Raw genomic sequence first — 21,284 nt, forward strand, 5'->3', positions numbered from 1 at the left:
TCAGCGCGACGCGAAGGTGATCACCAGGACGTCACGCACCGCCGGGCCCGAGCCGTCGATCGGCCGGATCGGCGAGACGCCGTGCTGCGTGCGACGGTCGTCGCCCAGCAGCAACGTGCCCGGCTCCTCCAGCGTCGTCGTCAACAATGTGTGGCCGGACAGATCGCACACGGTACTTTCGCCGCCGATGGCGTTGCGCCTCCCTACCAGTAGCGACGACACCAAAGTGACGCCGTCGCGGTGCAGGCCCTCCGGAGTGGGCCGGCCGTCGCCGTGGGCCGGCGATTCGAGGCGGAACGGATGAACCTTGACGTTCCATTCGGCCACGTCGTCCAGGGCGGCAGCCACCCGGCACAGCATTCGCAGCAGCCCAACCAGCAAGGGGTCGTCTGCAAACGCGTCGGTCAGCGGTTCGAAGTGGCGATCCCGGTCGATGTAAAGGGGGTTGCTGTTGTCCGGCTGCACAAACGGCTCGGCGGGCATCGGCTCCGCTATCCCGTCGCGCAACAAGTACCGCCCGTACCGGCGCAGCCGCTGGATCCCCAGCTCCGCGGCGTAGGGGTCCGGTGCCAAATCCTCCCAATGTCGGGCGAACCGAGTCCACTCATCGCGATCCACGCCGAGGCTTCGCGTCACACCGAACGAGCCCATCAACGACGCACCCGTCGTGACGAGCTGCTGGATTGCAACCGCCACCGGGTCGGCGCCCGTCGGCTTGTCGCAGAGAATCCGGGCCACAGCGCCGGAGTACCGCAATCCGGTACCGCTAAACACAATTACCAGTGCACTCCGGGCACCGACCGCATCAGCCGCTTCACCGGTTTCGGCACCGTCACGCGCGTGACCGCCCGCACTGGACGCTTAGGCCGACGGGGAACCGGTTTGCTGACAACAGATTTGGGCGATTCAGCCACTCCGCGCGCCGCGGGCGAATCGGGATAGCCCAGATACAGCTGATGCAGAATTCGCCGTGAAATCCGTGGCGTGAAGTAGTGGCCGACGTCGGCGAGCGTGCCCATCGGCGTGTCGATTCGCACCGGCTTCTCGACCAGGCCGCGCACCACCATCGCCGCCGCACGCTCGGCGCTGATCGCCGGCACCGCGTTGAGCCGCTTTGACGGCGCGATCATCGGTGTACGCACCAGCGGCATGTGGATGTTGGTGAAGGTGATGTGGTCGGACAGTGTCTCTGAGGCAACCACATCGGAAAACGCATCCAGCGCCGCCTTGCTTGGCAGGTACGAGCTGTACTTCGGGTTGCGCGCCTGCACGCCTGCACTGGAGACGTTGACGACGTGACCGAATCGGCGTTCTCGCCAGTGCGGCAACAGCGCCAGCACCATCCGTACTGCGCCAAAGTAATTGACCGCCATCACCCGTTCGTAGTCGTGCAACCGGTCGGTGGAGTTGACCACCGAACGACGTATCGACCGGCCGGCGTTGTTTACCAGGTAGTCGACGTGGTCGAAGCGGCCCAGGATGTCCTTGACCGTGTGCTCCACCGACGTGGAATCGGTTACGTCGCAGGTGAAGGCATACGCCTGCCCGCCGTTTGCGCGGATTTCGGCGACCAGCGTGTCCAGCGCCTCGGCGCTGCGCGCCAGCGCGAACACCGTCGCGCCCCGCTCGGCGCTCGCGCTCGCCGAAGCCCGGCCGATCCCGCTGGAGGCGCCGGTGATGATGACGTGCTTGCCTTGCAGCGGTCCCTTCGGATCGGTGCGACGGGCCCGGTCGGGATCGAGGTGTTCGGCCCAGTAGCGCCACAGCTTAGGCGCGTAGCTGGCGAACTCCGGCACTTCAATCCCGGTGCCCTGCAAAGCTTTCTGGGTCTCGTCGCTGATGAACGTGGGCGCGAGGTCGACGACGTCCAGAATCTCGGCGGGAATGCCCAACTGGGTGGCCGCCATGTTGCGCAGCACCTTGGCGCGACCGCTCACCTTGAGCACCGAGGTGGCCATCGACCGGGGCAACGCGCCACGCAACGGTGGCAGCCCGGCGGCATCGGCGACGCCGCGGTAGATTCCGCGCAGCCCAATGGTTTTCGGCGCGGTCAGATGGAACGCCTGCCCGTCGCGGCCGGGCGCGTGCATCAGGGCCACCAGCGCATCGACCACATAGTCGACCGGAACGATGTTGGTGCGCCCGGTATCCGGCAGCAGCATCGGCGTGAACGACGGCAATACGGCCAACTTTGCCAGCACGCCGAAGAAGTAGTACGGCCCGTCGATCTTGTCCATTTCGCCGGTGCGCGAATCGCCGACCACCACGGCCGGGCGGTAGATCCGGTAGCGCAGTCCGGTCGTGGAGCGGACCAGTGACTCCGCCTCGAACTTGGTCTGGTGATACGGAGTGGGCAGCTGCTGGCCGACGTCGAAGTCGTCTTCGGTGTACTCGCCGGGAAAGTCGCCGGCCACCGCGATCGACGAAACGTGGTGAAACACGGCGTCGAGCCGGCGCGCGAGTTCCAGGACCGCGCGGGTGCCCTCGACGTTGGCTGCGCGCTGCTCGGCCTCGCCGGCGGTCATGTCGTAAATGGCGGCGCAGTGCACCAGATGGTCTATCTGGCCCAGTTCGGCGATGGACTGCTCGGTCAGCTCAAGCTCGGGCAGCTCGCCCACCAGCGGCTTTGCGCGATCACCCCACTCTACTGCGAGGCGTTCGAAGCGGCCCAGCGACTGACGGCGGACCAGCACCCACACCTCGGCATCCGGCTGAGTGGCCAGTAAACGAGACACGACACGGCGCCCGATAAACCCGGTACCGCCGGTAACGACATACCGCATTCAGCCATGGTGGCGGCTGGCCGCCGCCCGCGTCAACAGTCTGTGATCTACCCGATCAACTGGTGAAGTCGCGGATGCCGTCCCAATCCTTGACCTCCCAGCCGTTGATCGGGTTGCCGGTGATCACCACCCGGCCGCCGTTCGGCAGGGGATGGGTGTCCAGCAGGGTGTTCTTCGGGTTCTTGACGTTCATCAGCGTCCAGATCATGATCGCCGTGCCCTGGGAGAACACCATGGGTTTGCTGTGGCCGCTGTCGTAGATCTTCTTGACGGCCTTGGTGAACTGCTCGTTGAAGTCTTTTCCGTTAATGGACCCCGGGATGCTGTTCTTCATGTCGCCGTGGTTGACCCAGTCCAGCGGCGCCAACATATACGTCGTGCTCGCCATCGACTGAGGTTTGCCGTTGAACCAGCCCGCATTGATCGGCTGCAGGCCCGGCAGGACCTCGACCTGCTTCCCGAGCTCGCTGGCCAGCGGCGCGGCGGTCTGCTGCGCTTCCGCCATGCCCGAGGAGTAGATGCTGTCGACGTCTTTGTGGACGATCTTGTGCACCAGCTGCTGGGCCTGGTCTTGGCCCTCCTGGCTGAGTCCCGGACCGGGCATGTTGGTTTCGATGATCCCGTCGGCATCGGCCTGGGACTGCGCGTTTCGGACGAAGGTCACCGTTATGCTGCGCGCCTGCGGTTCTCCGCCGCAGGCGCCGACGACCAGCGTTGCGGCGAGCACGGCCGCCGCTTTCCAGACCAGGGTGCGGTTACGCATGGCGATAGCCTGCCCTGCCGATGGGGTCGATGTGAAGTGTTTGCGATGGTTGGGTGCAGAAAAGGCTCGAAATTTTCATCGATAGGAGACTGGTATGGCGATTGACCCCAATGCCGTGGGCGCGGTGACCGAGCCGATGTTGTTCGAGTGGACCGACCGGGACACGATTCTCTACGCGCTCGGGGTCGGTGCGGGAACCGAGGATTTGCAGTTCACCACCGAAAACAGCCATGGCATCACCCAGCAGGTGCTGCCGACGTATGCGGTGATCTGCTGCCCGGCGTTCGGAGCTGCCGCCAAGATCGGAACGTTCAACTGGGCCTTGCTGTTACACGGATCCCAGACCATTCGCCTGCACGCGCCCCTGCCGCCCGCCGGGAAACTCTCCGTCGTCACCGAAGTCGCCGACATCCAGGACAAGGGCGAGGGCAAGAACGCCATCGTCGTGTTGCGCGGCAAGGGCAGTGATCCGGATTCCGGTGCGCTCGTCGCGGAAACACTCACGACGCTGGTCATCCGCAAAGAGGGTGGGTTCGGCGGGCAGCCGGGCGAGCGGCCGGCCGCACCGGAATTTCCGGACCGCGAGCCCGACGCCCGCATCCCGCTGCCGACCCGGGAAGACCAGACGCTGATCTACCGGCTGTCCGGCGACCGCAACCCGCTGCACAGCGATCCCTGGTTCGCCAGGGAGATGGCCGGTTTCCCGAAGCCGATCCTGCACGGGCTGTGCACCTACGGGGTTTCGGGCCGGGCGCTGGTGGCAGAACTCGGCAAGGGTGACGCCACCAAGATCACTTCGATTGCCGCACGGTTCACCTCGCCGGTGTTCCCCGGCGAGACGTTGACCACGCTGATCTGGCGCACCGAACCGGGCAAGGCGGTGTATCGCACGGTGGTCGACGGCGCCGACGAGCCCCGGGTGGTGCTGGACGACGGCGCGGTCGAATACGTGGAATAGCCCTTGGTACTCAGCGGGCGGTCATTCGGCGCAGCCGTGTGGTTTTGAATGTGAAATGACGGCTTTTGGTGTGAAGCTACGGCCTTCGCTGTGAAGCCACGGCGGCGATTCGGCGATTTTTCCGCCCAGGATGCACTTCGAAAGCCAACGATTCACATTTAATGCCAACGATTCACACGCAAGCTCGAGAGCGTGTCGAGATCTACGAGCTTTCCCGACTGCCGAGCCGACGGGCCAGACGTTCGGTGAACTCGCTGACTCGCGCGGGACTGTCCAGGGCGAACAGCGCCGCGGTCGCCCGGTCGCCATCCTCGTTGTGCCGCACCACAATTGGGACACCGTCGTGGCGCACCGCGTCGAAGGCGTCCTCATCGGTAATGTCGTCGCCGAGATAGATCGGCAGCAGCGGCCCGGAGCCCGCATGGTGCAGGTGATCGATCACCCAGCGCAGCGTGTTGCCCTTGTTCCAGTCGATATCGGGTCGCAGCTCGATGACTTCGCGGCCCGTCGTCACCCGCAGCGCGTCGCGCTGGCCCGCGGCACGCACCGCGGCGGCCACCTCGCCCACCCGGTCACGCGCGGCATTCCGGTAATGGACTGCGACGCCAAAGCGCTTGTGTTCCACCACAACACCGTCGATCGGCCCCAGCTGGTCGCGAAGTTGGGCGGCCGCCTCGGCCAACACAGATATGGCCTGCGCGGCGGCGTCGTTCTGGTGATGGGCTCCGTCCGGTGCGCTCAGCTCGAACCCGTGGCTGCCCGCGTACCAAATGCCGGGTAGCCCTACCCGGTCCGTCACGTCGGCGAGGTCACGGCCCGACAGCACCGCGACCGGGCAGTGCGTGGCCAGCCGCTGCAATGCCTCAACCGCACCGGCGGCCGGCTTGGCCGAGTCGGGATCGTCGACGATGTCGGATAGCGTGCCGTCGAAATCGAAGAACACCGCGGGCTGGCGGGCGATCAGGCCCTCTGCCAGTCCCAGGGCCTGCAGCGCGTCGGGAAGCTCCGACATTCGCCGATCTCCGGTCCGTACCTGGACCTCCGCCAAGTCGGCGATGACCGTGTCCGCGCCATGGCTGCGCAGCGCGTCGCGGTGTCCGGTCTGGTCGACGCCTATCACCAGTGCGAATCCGCCGTCTCGCGCGGCTGCGATGCCCGCCTCGTCATGGGCGACGACCACACAGCGGCCCGGCCGCACCGAAAGCTGTTGCGCCGCATCGAGCAGAGCGCCTCCGTCCGACGCGAAGACCCCGCTTCCGATTCCGACTTCCTGTAATTGCCGGACCAGCGTTTGGGTGGAGTTCAACGAGGTGTCGAACAGCACCGCGTCGTGGCGGCGCGGGTCGATCGTGACCGGCATTGACCCACCTTCTCACGTTGGTCACTATCGTTTCACGACCCGGGCAGCTATTCGAACAAACTTTCGATACACTTACGGCATGGGATGGTTTAACGGGCCGCCGAGCTGGTCGGAGATGGAGCGGGTGCTCGACAGCAAGCCGCGTCATGCCGGCGCGCCGGTGGCCGCCGAAATACCGGAAGACGGTCCGTTATCGCGTAGGCGCCCGACGTACCAGCCCCCCGCCACCGACAGGGTGGTGCGTTCATCCATCCCGTATGCCGAGTTGCATGCGCATTCGGCGTTCAGCTTCCTGGACGGGGCCAGCACGCCGGAAGAGCTGGTCGAGGAGGCATCCCGACTGGATCTGCGCGCCCTCGCGCTGACCGATCACGACGGCCTGTACGGAGCGGTGCGGTTCGCAGAAGCTGCCGCGGAACTCGACGTGCGTACGGTGTTCGGCGCGGAACTGTCCTTGGGGTCTGGCGCCCGCACCGAGCTGCCCGACCCGCCCGGCCCGCACCTGCTGGTGCTGGCTCGCGGCCCGGAAGGCTACCGGCGGCTGTCGCGGCAGCTGGCCGCGGCGCATCTGGCCGGCGGCGAGAAGGGCAAGCCACGCTACGACTTGGACGCGCTGACCGAAGCGGCCGGCGGACACTGGCACATACTGACCGGGTGCCGCAAAGGTGCTGTGCGCCAAGCGCTTTGTGACGGCAGCCGGGAAGCGGCAGAGCGGGCGCTGGCCGAGCTGGTGGACCGGTTCGGCGCCGACCGGGTGAGCATCGAGTTGACGCATCACGGTCAGCCGCTCGACGACGAGCGCAACGCAACGCTGGCCGGGCTGGCGCCGCGCTTCGGTGTCGGCGTCGTCGCCACCACCGCAGCGCATTTCGCGCATCCGGCGCGCCGACGGCTGGCCATGGCCATGGGTGCGATCCGGGCCCGGCAGTCGCTGGATTCGGCCGCCGGATGGCTGGCCCCGCTGGCCGGATCGCACCTGCGGTCCGGCGAGGAGATGGCCCGGTTGTTCGCATGGTGTCCCGAGGCGGTCACCGCCGCCGCCGAGCTCGGCGAGCAGTGCGCGTTCGGACTGGCGCTCATCGCACCGCAGCTGCCGCCGTTCGACGTACCCGACGGGCACACCGAGGACAGCTGGCTGCGGTGGCTGGTCATGGCGGGTGCGCGCGACCGCTACGGGTCGCCCGGGGCGGCGCCGCGCGCTTACAGCCAGATCGAGCATGAGCTGAAAGTCATTGCACAGCTGCAGTTTCCGGGCTACTTCCTGGTGGTGCACGACATCACCCGGTTCTGCCGGGAGAACAACATCCTTTGTCAGGGCAGGGGGTCGGCCGCCAATTCCGCGGTCTGTTATGCCCTCGGCGTCACCGCCGTCGACCCGATAGCCAACGAGCTGCTGTTCGAGCGCTTCCTCTCGCCCGCCCGCGACGGGCCGCCCGACATCGACATCGACATCGAGTCGGACCAGCGGGAAAAGGTCATCCAGTACGTCTACGACAAATACGGCCGCGACTATGCCGCCCAGGTCGCCAATGTCATCACCTACCGGGGCCGGATTGCGGTGCGCGACATGGCCCGCGCGCTGGGCTTCTCGCAGGGCCAGCAAGACGCGTGGAGCAAGCAGATCAGCCACTGGAACGGGCTCGCCGACTCTGCCGATATCGAGGACATCCCGCCGCAGGTGATCGACCTGGCCACCCAGATCAGGAATCTGCCGCGGCACATGGGCATCCATTCCGGCGGCATGGTGATCTGCGACCGCCCGATCGCCGACGTGTGCCCGGTCGAGTGGGCGCGCATGGAAAATCGCAGCGTCCTGCAGTGGGACAAAGATGACTGCGCGGCAATAGGTTTGGTGAAGTTCGACCTGCTCGGCCTGGGCATGCTCTCGGCGCTGCACTACGCGAAGGACTTGGTGGCGGAGCACAACGGCATCGAGGTGGACCTGGCCAGACTCGACCTCTCCGAGCCGGCGGTGTACGAGATGCTGTCCCGCGCCGATTCCGTCGGCGTGTTCCAGGTGGAGTCGCGTGCGCAGATGGCCACCTTGCCGCGACTGCGGCCGCGAGTGTTCTACGACCTGGTGGTCGAGGTCGCGCTGATCCGTCCCGGTCCCATCCAGGGCGGGTCCGTACACCCGTACATCCGGCGCCGCAACGGTCTCGACCCGGTCGTCTACGACCACCCGTCTATGGCGCCGGCATTGCGAAAGACGCTGGGAGTGCCGCTTTTTCAGGAACAGCTGATGCAGCTCGCGGTCGACTGCGCCGGATTTTCCGCCGCCGAGGCCGACCAGCTGCGGCGGGCCATGGGTTCCAAGCGTTCGGCCGAACGCATGCGACGGCTGCGCGGCCGGTTCTACGACGGCATGCGCGCGCTGCACGGTGCGCCCGACGAGGTGATCGACCGGACCTACGAAAAGCTGGAAGCGTTCGCTAATTTCGGCTTCCCCGAGAGTCACGCGCTGTCCTTCGCGTCGCTGGTGTTCTACTCGTCGTGGTTCAAGCTGCATCACCCCGCGGCGTTCTGCGCCGCACTGCTGCGGGCCCAGCCGATGGGCTTCTATTCGCCGCAGTCGCTGGTGGCCGACGCCCGACGGCACGGTGTGCTGGTGCACGGCCCATGCGTCAACGTCAGCCTGGCGCACGCCACTTTGGAGAACTCGGGCACCGAGGTCCGGCTCGGTCTGGGCGCCGTTCGCCACATCGGCGACGATCTGGCAGAACAGCTGGTCGAAGAGCGAAAAGCCAACGGCCCGTTCGCCTCGCTGCTGGACCTGACCTCGCGGCTGCAGCTGAGTGTGCCGCAGACCGAGGCGCTGGCAACGGCCGGAGCCCTGGGCTGCTTCGGGATGTCCCGACGGGAGGCGTTGTGGGCGGCCGGTGCCGCGGCCTCCCAGCGGCCGGATCGGCTACCCGGGGTGGGCTCGTCGTCGCACATCCCGGAATTGCCGGGGATGAGCGAGCTGGAGTTGGCTGCCGCCGACGTGTGGTCCACCGGCATCTCCCCGGACAGTTACCCGACCCAGTTCCTGCGGGCGGACCTGGACGCGATGGGAGTGGTCCCCGCCGGCGCGCTGGGGTCGGTGCCCGACGGTGACCGGGTGCTGATCGCCGGCGCGGTGACACACCGGCAGCGGCCCGGCACCGCCCAGGGAGTGACCTTTCTCAACCTCGAGGACGAGACCGGGATGGTCAACGTGCTCTGCACGCCAGGGGTGTGGTCGCGACACCGCAAGCTGGCGAACACCGCCCCGGCGATGCTGATCCGCGGCCAGCTCCAAAACGCCAGCGGCGCGATCACCGTCGTCGCCGAGCGGATGGGCCGCATCTCCCTGGCCGTCGGATCAAAGTCCCGCGACTTCCGCTGACCGGCCTCGCCGAGCGTGCACAAAATGCCGGAAAACACCGGGCGTGTCGCGTATTTATGCGCACGCTCGCGGGGAAGGGGACGCGCGAGGCCCGCTAACCCGTTGGCGTGGTCCACACCCTGGTCGGAGTGATGGTCATCCGGGTGCTGTAGGAGGCAATCGCCTCGGTCAGACCGAAATTCGCGGCGTCGTCGCGGTACTTCGCCCAGTACGCCTCGTCCTCCCGGCAATCGACATCGGTGGCGTCTATCGCCGCGGTTCCGCCGACGACGATGATGCCGCCGCCGTTGCCGTCGGAGTCCAGGTTCAGGCTCACCTGCGGGCGGGCCTTGATGTGGGCGACCTTAGCCGCCTGCGGCATCGAGTACACCCGCAGGCGCGACCCGTCGAAATAGAACCAGATCAGCCGTGGCACCGGCTGCCCCGATTTGGCCACGGTGGTCAGCCATCCGTAGTGGTCGGAGCTGAGTCTGCTGGAAACCTCTTGTGTCAGTTCGACGCTCATGATCTAACGGTAGCCTCCACGTCATGACCCTCAACCTGTCCGTCGACGAAGTGCTCACCACCACCCGTTCGGTCCGCAAACGCCTCGACTTCGACAAGCCGGTGCCCCGCGACGTGCTGATGGAATGCCTCGACCTGGCGCTGCAGGCGCCCACCGGCTCCAATTCGCAGGGCTGGCAATGGGTGTTCGTCGAAGACGCCGAAAAGAAGAAGGCGATCGGCGATGTCTACCTGGCCAACGCCAGCGGCTACCTCAGCTCGCCCGCGGCCGAGTACGCCGAAGGCGACACGCGCGGCGAGCGGATGGGGCGCGTCCGCGACTCCGCCACCTTTCTCGCGGAGCACATGCACGAGGCGCCGGTGCTGATGATCCCCTGCATCTACGGTCGGGAAGACAAACAGCCCTTGGGCGGTGTGTCGTTCTGGGCGTCCCTGTTCCCGGCGGTGTGGAGTTTCTGCCTGGCGCTGCGTTCGCGCGGGCTGGGCTCTTGCTGGACGACGCTGCATCTGCTGCACGACGGCGAACGCAAGGTGGCTGACGTACTCGGGATCCCCTACGACCAGTACAGCCAGGGCGGGTTGTTTCCGATCGCCTACACCAAGGGCACCGACTTCCGGCCGGCCAAGCGGCTGCCCGCCGAGAGCCTGACGCACTGGAACGCCTGGTAGCGGCTAGCCGGCTCCGCCATAACCGTGCTGCCGCCACGCCTCGTACACGGCGATGGCCGCGGCATTGGACAGGTTGAGCGACCGCCGGCCGGCCAGCATCGGGATGCGCACCCTATGGGTGATGTGCGCGTCGGCCAGGGTGGCCGCATCCAGCCCGGTGGGCTCCGGCCCGAACATCAGCACGTCGCCGGCCCGGTAGCCGATCTCGGCGAACGACGCCGTCGCCCCCGCGGTGAACGCGACCACCCGGGCCGGCATGAGCACTTCCCACGCGGCCTCCAGCGAAGGATGCACGGTGACCGAGGCCAGGTCGTGGTAGTCCAGGCCGGCCCGGCGCAGTTTGGGTTCGGACAAGTCGAAGCCGAGGGGCTCGACGAGATGCAGTTCGCAGCCGGTGGCGGCGGCGGTCCGGATGGCGTTGCCGGTGTTCGGCGCGATGCGCGGGGAAACGAACATCAGCTTGAACACGGCTTCCTCTCAAACGGCCGACGGCTTATATCAATACTTTTCCGTCGAGCCCGCCACCTGAATATCGGAACCCGTCGTTTTCCGGATCGGATTGGCTGGTTATCTGGAAAATCCGGGCTTGGCACCGTATATAGAGGCAGAGGAAATATGCGCTTGTAAATTCCGCGTGTGCTGTGAACAGTGGGAGGAGTGTGGTGACCGGGGGCGCGGGCTGTCATACTCGCAGGATCGCCAGGCGTTTACCGCTCGCGCCGATCTGCCTGGGGCGGGCGACATAAAGCAGGAAGTTTCATGAGCCTCTTATTTGTCGGAGCGCCGTGTGTCAGCGCAGCGGCCGGTTGCGCCAAACCAACGAAAGCCGAAGCAACGTGACCGCTTTCACCCGCCCGGCCCACCTGGCCCCGGCGGAGATCCCGGAAGTACCTCCCGCCAAACCGGTGAAGCGGCCCCTGGCCTGGTCGCTGAGTAACTGGCCGGTGCGGTGGAAGGTGCTGGCGATTGTGCTGGTGCCGCTGATTCTGGCCACTGTTTTCGGCGGTTTGCGGGTATCGGATGCGATGGCCAGCTCCAAAGCGCTCCGGCTGGCCGCTGCCCGCGCCGACGTGATACCGGCGATCACCAAGTACATGTCGGCATTAGACGTGGCGCTCAAGGCGAGCTCCGCGGGGAACGACGTGGGCGGGGCGAAGAACAACTTCGAGGCCCGCAAGGACGAACTGCAGACCCGACTGGCCGCCACCGACGTCAACCCCGATGTCCGATCCGGAGTGAACAGCCTGTTGAACGGCGGCCAGGCGCTGCTGGACAAGGTATTTGCGAACAGCATCGGATTGCGCGACCGGGTAACCACGTACGCGCCGCTGCTGTTGACGGCCGAGAACGTGATCAACGCTTCGGTGCAGGTGGACAGTGAGCAGATCCGCGCCCAGGCACAGGGCCTGAGCCGGGCGGTCGGTGCCCGCGGGCAGATGACCATGCAGGAGCTTTTGGTGACGCGCGGCGCCGAGCTGCCCGAGCCACAGTTGCGCACGTCGATGATCACCCTGGCTGGAACCGAGCCGTCGACGCTGTTCGGGATGGCCGAGGTGCTCGGTGCCGGCTCGCCGGACGCCAAGACCCTGCAGCAGCAGATGGTGACCCGGATGGCGATCATGTCGGATCCGGCCAGCGCGCTCGTCAACAACCCCGCGCTGCTGCACTCCATCCAGGTCACCGACGGGATCGCCGATCAGGTCATCAACAACTCGACCATGGCGGTCACAAAGTCAGTGCAGAGCCAGGCGAATGTGCGGCGCGATGCGGCCATCCGCGACGCCGTACTGGTGCTGGCCGCCATTGCAATCGCGGTGTTCGTGGTGCTGCTGGTGGCGCGCGCGCTGGTCGCGCCACTGCGCGTGCTGCGCGACGCCGCACTCAAAGTCGCGCACACCGACCTAGAGGAAGAGATAGCCCGGGTGCGAGCCGGCGACGCCGAGCCGACCCCGCATCCGCTGCCGGTGTACACCACCGAGGAGATCGGCCAGGTTGCGCACGCGGTCGACGAGCTGCACACCCAGGCCCTGCTGCTGGCCGGGGACGAGGCGCGGCTGCGGTTGCTGGTCAACGACATGTTCGAGACCATGTCCCGGCGCAGCCGTTCGCTGGTCGACCAGCAGCTGTCGCTCATCGACGGCCTGGAGCGCGACGAGGAGGACCCCGAGCGGCTGGACAGTCTCTTCCGCCTCGATCACCTGGCGGCGCGGCTGCGCCGCAACAGTGCCAACCTCCTCGTGCTAGCCGGTGCCCGGCTTTCGCGGGACCGGCGCGATCCCGTGCAGCTGTCGACGGTGGTGCAGGCCGCCGTCTCCGAGGTCGAGGATTATCGCCGGGTGCAAATCGCGGCCATGCCGGAATGCACCGTAATCGGTACGGCGGCCGGCGGGCTCATCCATCTGCTCGCCGAGTTGATCGACAACGCGCTGCGCTATTCGCCCCCGTCGTCGCCGGTTTCGGTTTCAGCGGCGCCCGCCCGGGACGGGGGAGTGCTGCTGCGCATCTCGGACACCGGTCTGGGTATGAACGATTCCGATCGGCGCATCGCCAACATGCGGCTGCAGTCCGGCGGCGAGGTCACTCCCGACAACGCCCGCCACATGGGGCTGTTCGTGGTCAGCAGGCTCGCCGCCCCGCACGGCATCCGGGTGCGGCTGCGCGGTCCGGCGATGTCGGAGGGCGGTCACGGCACGACCGCCGAGGTATACCTGCCGTTGTCGGTGTTCAGCGAGGCCTCCGTCGTGGTTCGCGGTACGCGATCGCGGGCACGCGAACGAGCCGGAGCGCCGAGCGTCCAGCCCGACCGCGCGGCCGGTTCGCCGTTGGCCGCCGCTCCGGCAGCCGCACCTGCCGCGGAGCCGGACACCGTCGTGCTGGAGACGTCGGACCGCAACGGCGCGCCCGGCTCGGAAACGGAATCCGGGCCGCCGGTCACGCTGCTGCCGCGTCGCAGTCCGGGCTCCAGCGGTATCACCGACGTCCCCCCGGTCGAGGAACAGCCCCGACAGCAGCGGCGTGAGCTGCCCACGCCATGGTGGGAGCACGGGCAAGCGCCCGAGCCGCAGCAAGCGCCGGCCGCGGAGCCGGCGCAGACGGCGTCGGACACCTCGGGGTTCTTCGCCGCGCGCTCCGCTGTGCAGTCGGCGGGACGTTCCTCGGGCCCGCCGCCACCGCCGCAACCGCCGGTCAGGCGGGCCGCCATACCACCGGCCCCGCCCGACGCGGCCGCTGACGACGTGATCTACCAGCGGATGCTGGCCGAGATCGCCGGCGACCCGCACGAACTGGCGCAACACCACGACCTCGATTGGAAGTCGGTGTGGGACCGCGGCTGGGTCCTCGCCGCGCATGCCGAGGAGACACCTGTCGAGTCCCAGACCGAAACCGGCCTCCCGATGCGCAAGCCCGGCGCCCGGCTGGTGCCTGGGGCCGCCAACGGGACCGAAACGGGGGAGGCGAGCACCTGGCTGGTTTCGGGCGAACATCAGGAACCGGGCAGGGAGGTCGAGCACGCCGCCGCGGGTCGCGATCCGGAGGCGATTCGAGCCTCGATGAGCAGCCATTTCGGCGGTGTGCGCAGCGCTCGCTCGCACGCCCGGGAAGAAACTCAAGGACCGGGTGACGAATGACGACGCAAACGTCGGGCGACACGCTGGACTGGCTGGTGTCGAAGTTCGCGCGGGAGGTCCCCGGCGTGGCGCATGCCCTCTTGGTGTCCGTCGATGGCTTGCCGCTGGCCGCCAGTGATCGGCTTCCGCGTGAGCGCGCCGACCAGCTGGCCGCGGTGGCGTCCGGGCTGGCCAGCCTGGCGACCGGCGCCGCGCAGCTGTTCGACGGTGGGCAGGTGCTGCAGTCGGTGGTCGAGATGCAGCGGGGCTATCTGTTGTTGATGCATGTCGGCGACGGCTCGCATCTGGCAGCGCTGGCTGTGACGTCCTGTGATATCGGTCAGATCGGTTACGAGATGGCGATGCTGGTCGAACGGGTGGGCGGAGTCGTGCAGTCCACCCGCCGCGCAGCGCCGGGCCCGGCGTATTCCTGAGCCGCGATGGACGGACGCGAGCCGCGCAAATCCCGATCAACCGCGCGGGAGGCCAACCTGGTCCGCCCGTATACGCTGACGGCCGGACGAACCGGCACCGACGTCGACCTACCGCTGGAAGCGCCGGTGCAGACGTTGGGACTGGCGCACTCCTGGCCGGCCGGCGACGTGCGAAGCAACATCATCCGGATGGGCGTCAAGAGTCCCTCGGTCGCGGAAATCTCGGCCCGGCTGGATTTGCCCGTGGGTGTCGCGCGCGTCTTGGTCGGCGATCTGGTCAATGCCGGTTACCTTCGGGTGCACAGGACGTTGACCGATCGTTCGACCCGCGACGAGCGCCAGGAACTCATAGGAAGGACGCTGCGTGGCCTTAAGGCACTCTGAGGCGCATTCCGACGGGCATGCCACGGCGTCGACGAAGATCGTGATCGCGGGCGGGTTCGGCGCCGGAAAGACCACGTTCGTCGGCGCGGTTTCGGAGATCATGCCGCTGCGCACCGAGGCGATGGTGACCGACGCCTCGTCCGGCGTGGACGTGCTCGAGTCCACTCCGGGCAAGCAGACCACGACGGTGGCGATGGACTTCGGTCGGATCACGTTGGAAGAGGATCTGGTGCTCTATCTGTTCGGGACGCCGGGCCAGCGCCGGTTCTGGTTCATGTGGGACGACCTGGTGCGCGGCGCCATCGGCGCGATCGTCCTGGTCGACGTCCGCCGCCTGCAGGACAGCTTCGCCGCCGTCGACTTCTTCGAGCACCGCAATCTGCCGTTTTTGGTCGCGGTCAACGAATTCGACGGCGCGCCAACGTATCCGCTCAACGCCGTGCGCGAAGCGCTCACCTTGGCGGATGACATTCCGGTGATCACCGTCGACGCCCGCGATCGCCGGTCGGCGACCGACGCGCTGATCGCGGTGAGCGAATACGCGCTGGCCACCCTGGCCGGCTAGTGGCGACCGCGGGCCAATGGACTGACCGCGACTACACCGGCCATGATTTCGTCGACGCGGACCTCAGCCGGTTGTGCACCGAACGGGTCGTGTTCACCGAATGCGATTTCAGCGGTGCCAACCTGGCCGAGTCGCAGCATCGCGGGTCAGCCTTTCGCAACTGCACTTTCCGGCGAACATTGCTGTGGCACAGCACATTTGCGCAATGCAGCATGCTGGGCTCGGTCTTCGAGCAGTGCCGGATGCGGCCGCTGACCTTCGACGAGGTGGATTTCACACTTGCCGTGCTGGGCGGCAACGACTTCCGCGGCGTCGACCTGAGTGGCTGCCGGCTGCGTGAGGCCAGCCTGGTAGAGACCGACCTGCGCAAGGCCGTGCTGCGCGGTGTAGACCTCAGCGGTGCGCGCACCACCGATGCCCGCCTGGACGAGGCCGACCTGCGCGGCGCGACGGTGGATTCCACATTGTGGCGAAGCGCGTCACTGGCCGGTGCCCAGGTGGACGTCCCGCAAGCCCTGGCTTTCGCGGTGGCACACGGGCTCCGTCTGGATGGGTGAGCCGACGCAGGTCAGCGCTTGAGCCGGATTTGCCATCGCACGGCGACGGCGTAGACAACCGACAACAGCGCGAGCATGCCCATGTCGAACAGCCAAGCGTGGGACGTGTGCTTGAAGAGGTCGTCCTTGGGGGTTTGCGGACCAGGCGAGACCGCCACCAAGTCGACTGTCGACGCCTGCGCCGCATACCCCCACCGCGCGGGCACCACCCACGACATCTGTTCCAGCGCGATCCGGTTGGTGACCGGCACGATGCCGCCGGAGAGCACCATCTGCATCATCAGCGACACCACCAGCAGCGGCATGATCTGTTCATTGGAGCGCGCCAGCGCCGACAGCAGCAGGCCGAGCATCGCCGCGGCCACGCACGTCGCCGCAACACCCACAAACAATTCGAGCGTGGCGTTCCCAAGCACCAGGGCGGGCTTGGTCGGCCCCTTTTTGCCCAGAACCACGATGGCGGTGGTGATTACCGACTGGGCGATCGCGAACACGCAGAACACCGCGATCTTGGCCAGTAGGTAAGCCGTGGTGGACAGCCCGACCGCTTGCTCTCGCCGGAAGATCGGACGCTCGCCGATGAGGTCGCGCAGCGTCAGGGCGGTACCCATGAAAACGGCGGCCATGGTGAGCAGCGTCATTATGGTCGAGGCTTCGCCGGCCGACTCGCTCGTCGGATCGGCGTACCCGAAACCGGTACTTCCCGGCACCGTGAGCGCCAGCAAGCCCATGGCGAACGGCAACAGCGCCAGGAAGATGAAGTAGGCCCGGTCGGCGACGACCAGCCGGATCTGCCGGCGCGCGATCGTCGAGAATTGGCGACGCATGCTGGTATGCGCCGGTTCACCCAGATCGCCCGGAACCTCGGCCAGCATCGGTGGCGGCGGCTCGTTCTGGGCCAGGAAACGGCGATTGGCCTCCTCAGGATCGGCGCCCACCTTCGCGAAAATGTGGGCCCAGTTGGTGGTCCCCATGACCTCGCCGATCTGGTCCGGAGGACCCAGATACGCGGTCTTGCCGCCGGGTGCCATCAGCAACACCTGATCGCAGACTTCGAGATAGGTCAGGGAGTGGGTGACGACGAGCACCACGCGACCGGCGTCGGCAAGCTGCCGCAGCATGTTCATCACCTGCAGGTCCAGCGCGGGGTCCAGGCCTGACGTGGGCTCGTCGAGAATCAGCAGTGAGGGTCCGGTGAGCAGTTCCAACGCCACTGACGCGCGCTTGCGCTGGCCGCCGGAGAGATTGTCGACCCGCTTGTCGGCGTGCTCGGTAAGGCTCAGCTCTTCGAGTACCTCGGCGACCACCTGGTCCCGATCGGCCTTGGTGGTGTCGGGCGGCAGCCGCAATTCGGCGGCGTAGCCGAGCGCTTGGTTGACGGTGAGCTGGCGGTGCACCACGTCGTCCTGCGGGACCATGCCGATCCTGCTGCGCAACGACGCGTATTCGGTATGGATGTCGTGGCCTTCGAAGGTGACCGACCCGGAGGTGGGCGTGGTATAGCCGGCTATCAATCGCGACAGCGTGCTCTTGCCGGCGCCGGACCCGCCGATGATGGCGGTCAGCGTGCCGGGCCGGGCGATCATCGAAACGTTCTGCAGCAGCGCCTTTTCACCGATGGTGAACACGATGTCACGCACCTCCAGGCCGCCGCTCCGCGTCGCGACCTCGGTGCGGCGGACCAGCTCGCCGCCGGTGAACGCCAAGTCGACGTTGCCGATCGTGACCACGTCGCCCTCGGTCAGCACCGCCGATCCGACGCGCATCCCGTTGACGAATGTGCCGTTGGCACTCTGCGCGTCGCGGATCTCGGTGCCCAGCGGCGTCGACACCAAATACGCGTGATAGCGCGATGCCAAAACGTCGTGGATCACGATGTCGTTGTCGATCGCGCGGCCGATCTTGGCGCCGCTGGTGGCGGGCGGTTTCGAGCTCCGCCCCAGGGCCCGCAACCTCCTGGTGGGGCCTTCCTCCTCCGCTCCGGCCTCAGTCGGCGGCTTCGGCCGCATGATCCGTGGGCCCCGGCTGCGCTCCGCTTCGTCAGGCGGCGACACCTGCTGGCTCAGCTGTGTCGCCGGATCAGCCTGCGCTGGCTGAGCCGGTGGCGCGGACTGCCGAGGCGGGTTGGTGGGCGGCCGGGACAGGGACTGCTGCCGCGACGGGTTGGTTTGCGGCCGCGACAGGGGTCCGGTGGATCGGGGTATGGGACCACTCGGCCGCGACCGCGGCCCGGTGTTAGGCGACGCCGGTGACGCGGGCGGCACGATCGCCTGATGTTTTTCGGTGGGCGGCAGCAGACCGACGGCCCCGCTGTGGCGACCGACCTTGAAGGACAGCTGCGGCCCGTCGGGCTTGCCGATGTTGATTGCCTGCCCGTCGCGGATGTCGACCGCCGGCACCCGCTGGCCGTTGACGAACATCCCGTTGAGGGAGTTGTTGTCGATCGCCACCCACCTGCCCTTGTCGAAACGCAGCAGCAGATGGGCGCGGGCGATCAGCGGATGAGCAATGCGCAAGTCGGCGCGTAGGTCGCTGCCGACGAAAACGTCGCGGCCCGCAGCGAAGCTGCCTTCCGATCGGCCGGAACGAACCGTCAGCACGGGTGAGGAGGGTCGGCTCATCCGTTCAGATTAGATAGCCGCACGGCGTTCCGTAGGCCGTTTAGTCGGCGCCTACGTCGTTAATGCCGCTTGAGCCGGATATGCCACCGGATGTAGACCATGTAACCCACCGACAGTATCGCCAGCATGAACATGTCCAGCAGATAAATATGTTTGGAGTGCTGCCAGATCGGATCGTCCGTCGGTATCTGTGGCACGTTCACCAGCGCCTTGATCTCGATCGACGACGCACCGGCGGCGTAACCCCAGCGGCCGGGCGTCACCCAGGCAAGTTGCTCCAGGCCGGTGCGCTGGTAGACCGGGATCATTCCGCCGCAGAGCACCAGCTGGGACATGAGCGACACCACCAGTAGCGGCATGATTTGCTCGTTGGATTGCGCGATCGCCGACAGCAGCAGGCCGAACATCGCCGACGCGACACAAGTGCCTGCCACCGTGAAGAACAGCGCGAGCGTGGAATTGCCGAAGAACAGAGCGGGTTGGGTGGGTGCGCCCTTGCCCCATCGGACGATCAACGTCGCGATTGCTGCCTGGGCGGTCGCGAACGCGCAGAAGACCGCGGCCTTCGCCAGCAGATAAGCGGTGGTGGACAACCCGACGGCTTGTTCACGCTTGAAGATGGGGCGCTCGCCCACGAGGTCGCGGATGGTCAGCGCGGTTCCCATGAACACCGCGCCGATGATCAACAGCACCATGATGTACTGCGGTTGGGTCGGCGCCAGTTTTGGGTCGGCAGGGCCCAGGCCAGGTTTGGGACCTTTCACCGACAGCGACAGTCCGCCCATGACGAAAGGCAGGATGGCCAGGAAGATGGTGTAGCCGCGGTCGGAGACGATGAGCCGAACCTGGCGGCGCGCGATCGTGGAGAACTGGCGCCCCAGGCCGGTTTTCGGCGGCTCCCCAAGGTCGCCGGGAATCTGGGAGGCGACGGGCGCCTGCGACACGTGCTGACTTCGCTCCTTGAAGCGGCGGTTGGCCTCGTCGGGATCGGCGCCCACCTTGGCGAAGATGTCGGCCCAGTTGCGGGTTCCCATGGCAGCCTCGACCTGGTCGGGAGGTCCACAGAACGCGGTCTTGCCGCCGGGCGCCAGCAGCAGGATCTGGTCGCAGACGTCCAGGTAGGAGATCGAGTGGGTCACCACCAGAACCACACGGCCGGCGTCGGCGAGTTGGCGCAGCATCAGCATCACCTGGCGGTCCAGCGCCGGGTCCAGCCCGGAGGTTGGCTCGTCGAGGATAAGCAGCGACGGTTGGGTCAGCAGCTCCAGCGCCACCGAAGCACGTTTGCGCTGCCCGCCGGACAGCTTGTCCACCCGGGTGTCCGCGTGCTTGGTCATCTCGAGTTCCTCGAGCACCTGAGCCACGACTTGCGCGCGTTCCTGTTTGCTGGTGTCGGGCGGCAGGCGCAGCTCGGCGGCGTAGCCAAGGGCCTGGTTGACGGTCAGCTGGCGGTGCACGACGTCGTCCTGCGGGACCATCCCGATCCTGCTGCGCATTGACGCGTACTCGGTGTGGATGTTGTGGCCCTCGAAGGTCACGCTGCCTTCGCTGGGACTGGTGTATCCGGCAATCAACCGGGACAGCGTGCTCTTCCCGGCGCCGGATCCCCCGACGATGGCCGTCAGTGTGCCCGGCCTGGCGGTCACCGAGATGTGGTCCAGCAGTTGCTTGCCTTTGTCGACGACGAAGCAGACGGAGCTCACCTCGAGGCCGCCGGTGCGCGTCTCCGCCGCGGCGGTCCTGCGGACCAGGTTGTCGCCGGTGAAGACCAGGTCGACGTTGCCGATGGTGACCACGTCGCCCTCGGACAGGATCGCCGACCCCACCCGGACCCCGTTGACGAACGTGCCGTTGACGCTGTTCGCGTCGCGGATCTCGGAGCCCAGCTGGGTGCGCGTCAAGAACGCGTGATGCCGCGACGCCAAAACGTCCTGGATGACGATGTCGTTGTCGGTCGCGCGGCCGATGCTGGCCGCCCCGGGTGGCGCATTTCCCCCCGCGGCGCGGGAAGGCCGCAGTGCGTTGAACATCTTCGTCGCCAAATTGCCGGCCTCCGGGGGCCGGATGGCGGGTTCCAGCTCGGTTCGCGGCGCCGCGTCGTAGGCGGCGCTGGACGAGCGCGCGTAGTTGGGCTGTGACGGCGGGTGCACAGGCGGCCGTCCGCCGGGCGGGTACCCCGGACCGCCAGGTGGGCGTGGCGGCGGTGCGCCGCGGGGTGGGGGGGGGGGGGGGCCTGGCGGGCCGCCGACGGTGGGGCTGACCTGACCGGACGCCTGGCCGGCCATCGACGGTATGCGCATCCCTGAGGTTTGGGGTGGACGTCCGGCCATCCCATGGTGCCGCCCGACCTCGAAAGTCAGCGCCGGCCCGTCCGGATTGCCGATGTTGACGGTTTGGCCGTCGTGGATGTCGACCACCGGCACCCGCCGGCCGTTGACGTAAGTCCCGTTCAGGGAACCGTTGTCGATCGCCAGCCACCTGCCTTGATCGAAGCGCAGCAGGAGATGGGCGCGCGAGATCAGCGGATGCGTGATCCGCATGTCGGCCCGGAGATCACGGCCGACCACTACGTCATGGCCTGCCGCGAATGTCCGCTCCGACCCGTCGTGCCTGACGGTTAGCGCAGGCGGGGCTGGTGGAGTCATCGAAACAACTTTAGCGGTTCAGGCCCGCCCGGGAACTGCAACGTTTAGATAACGCTTGCCCGCAGG

The 21,284-nt window shown here is 67.2% G+C and carries 16 protein-coding genes; 8 read left to right on the plus strand and 8 right to left on the minus strand.

The features are described 5' to 3' along the window. The 3 genes from A9W99_RS20990 to A9W99_RS21000 form a co-directional block, all read right to left on the minus strand. The gene (locus A9W99_RS20990) at positions 1 to 651 is read right to left on the minus strand and encodes a 2OG-Fe dioxygenase family protein (RefSeq protein WP_082930138.1); all 651 of its coding nucleotides are present in this window, start codon (positions 649 to 651) and stop codon (positions 1 to 3) included. 125 nt (positions 652 to 776) lie between these two features. Then, positions 777 to 2,783, minus strand: coding sequence for an SDR family oxidoreductase (locus A9W99_RS20995; protein ID WP_067382700.1), 2,007 nt, complete (start codon positions 2,781 to 2,783; stop codon positions 777 to 779). A gap of 55 nt (positions 2,784 to 2,838) precedes the next feature. After that, complete coding sequence (locus A9W99_RS21000; protein ID WP_067382703.1) at positions 2,839 to 3,546, minus strand: histidine phosphatase family protein; 708 nt, start codon at positions 3,544 to 3,546, stop codon at positions 2,839 to 2,841. Between the two features lie 94 nt (positions 3,547 to 3,640). On the opposite strand from A9W99_RS21000, the gene A9W99_RS21005 reads away from it, so the two are divergent. Then, on the plus strand, positions 3,641 to 4,504 hold the full coding sequence (locus A9W99_RS21005) for a MaoC/PaaZ C-terminal domain-containing protein (protein ID WP_067382706.1): 864 nt from the start codon (positions 3,641 to 3,643) through the stop codon (positions 4,502 to 4,504). A gap of 202 nt (positions 4,505 to 4,706) precedes the next feature. Here A9W99_RS21005 and otsB read toward each other — a convergent pair whose 3' ends face one another. After that, positions 4,707 to 5,864: a trehalose-phosphatase gene (otsB, locus tag A9W99_RS21010; RefSeq protein WP_067382709.1), complete on the minus strand. Its 1,158-nt coding sequence runs from the start codon at positions 5,862 to 5,864 to the stop codon at positions 4,707 to 4,709. A 79-nt stretch (positions 5,865 to 5,943) separates the two neighbouring features. On the opposite strand from otsB, the gene A9W99_RS21015 reads away from it, so the two are divergent. Continuing rightward, a complete protein-coding gene (locus tag A9W99_RS21015; RefSeq protein ID WP_067382712.1) occupies positions 5,944 to 9,231 on the plus strand; it encodes an error-prone DNA polymerase in 3,288 nt (1,095 codons plus the stop codon). A gap of 94 nt (positions 9,232 to 9,325) precedes the next feature. Here the strand turns inward: A9W99_RS21015 and A9W99_RS21020 are convergent, their stop codons facing one another. Beyond that, positions 9,326 to 9,736 (minus strand): TIGR03667 family PPOX class F420-dependent oxidoreductase, encoded by a 411-nt coding sequence (locus A9W99_RS21020; protein WP_067382714.1) that lies wholly within the window; start codon positions 9,734 to 9,736, stop codon positions 9,326 to 9,328. 23 nt (positions 9,737 to 9,759) lie between these two features. Between A9W99_RS21020 and A9W99_RS21025 the strand changes: the two genes are divergently transcribed. Then, a complete protein-coding gene (locus A9W99_RS21025) occupies positions 9,760 to 10,404 on the plus strand; it encodes a nitroreductase family protein (protein ID WP_067382717.1) in 645 nt (214 codons plus the stop codon). A 3-nt stretch (positions 10,405 to 10,407) separates the two neighbouring features. Here A9W99_RS21025 and A9W99_RS21030 read toward each other — a convergent pair whose 3' ends face one another. Beyond that, on the minus strand, positions 10,408 to 10,872 hold the full coding sequence (locus A9W99_RS21030) for a tRNA (cytidine(34)-2'-O)-methyltransferase (protein WP_067382720.1): 465 nt from the start codon (positions 10,870 to 10,872) through the stop codon (positions 10,408 to 10,410). 368 nt (positions 10,873 to 11,240) lie between these two features. Between A9W99_RS21030 and A9W99_RS21035 the strand changes: the two genes are divergently transcribed. From A9W99_RS21035 to A9W99_RS21055, 5 genes are read left to right on the plus strand one after another with little or no spacing between them, the layout of a single operon-like run. Continuing rightward, positions 11,241 to 14,033, plus strand: coding sequence for a HAMP domain-containing sensor histidine kinase (locus A9W99_RS21035; RefSeq protein ID WP_067382830.1), 2,793 nt, complete (start codon positions 11,241 to 11,243; stop codon positions 14,031 to 14,033). After that, complete coding sequence (locus A9W99_RS21040) at positions 14,030 to 14,446, plus strand: serine protease inhibitor (protein ID WP_067382723.1); 417 nt, start codon at positions 14,030 to 14,032, stop codon at positions 14,444 to 14,446. Before A9W99_RS21035 ends, A9W99_RS21040 begins: the two co-directional genes overlap by 4 nt. Positions 14,447 to 14,452: 6 nt before the next feature. Further along, on the plus strand, positions 14,453 to 14,830 hold the full coding sequence (locus A9W99_RS21045; RefSeq protein WP_067241253.1) for a DUF742 domain-containing protein: 378 nt from the start codon (positions 14,453 to 14,455) through the stop codon (positions 14,828 to 14,830). Continuing rightward, the gene (locus tag A9W99_RS21050; RefSeq protein ID WP_067382726.1) at positions 14,811 to 15,395 is read left to right on the plus strand and encodes an ATP/GTP-binding protein; all 585 of its coding nucleotides are present in this window, start codon (positions 14,811 to 14,813) and stop codon (positions 15,393 to 15,395) included. Before A9W99_RS21045 ends, A9W99_RS21050 begins: the two co-directional genes overlap by 20 nt. Next, entirely contained in the window at positions 15,395 to 15,952 is a 558-nt protein-coding gene (locus A9W99_RS21055) for a pentapeptide repeat-containing protein (RefSeq protein WP_067382730.1), read from the plus strand. The genes A9W99_RS21050 and A9W99_RS21055 overlap by 1 nt, the downstream gene beginning before the upstream one ends. An 11-nt stretch (positions 15,953 to 15,963) precedes the next feature. Here A9W99_RS21055 and A9W99_RS21060 read toward each other — a convergent pair whose 3' ends face one another. Together A9W99_RS21060 and A9W99_RS21065 are read right to left on the minus strand one after the other, a co-directional pair. Continuing rightward, positions 15,964 to 18,573: an ATP-binding cassette domain-containing protein gene (locus tag A9W99_RS21060; protein ID WP_067382733.1), complete on the minus strand. Its 2,610-nt coding sequence runs from the start codon at positions 18,571 to 18,573 to the stop codon at positions 15,964 to 15,966. 59 nt (positions 18,574 to 18,632) lie between these two features. Continuing rightward, positions 18,633 to 21,218, minus strand: a complete 2,586-nt coding sequence (locus A9W99_RS21065; RefSeq protein ID WP_082930134.1) for an FHA domain-containing protein — start codon at positions 21,216 to 21,218, stop codon at positions 18,633 to 18,635. Positions 21,219 to 21,284 lie beyond the last annotated feature (66 nt).

Source organism: Mycobacterium sp. 1164966.3, from assembly GCF_001665395.1.
GTDB lineage: Bacteria > Actinomycetota > Actinomycetes > Mycobacteriales > Mycobacteriaceae > Mycobacterium.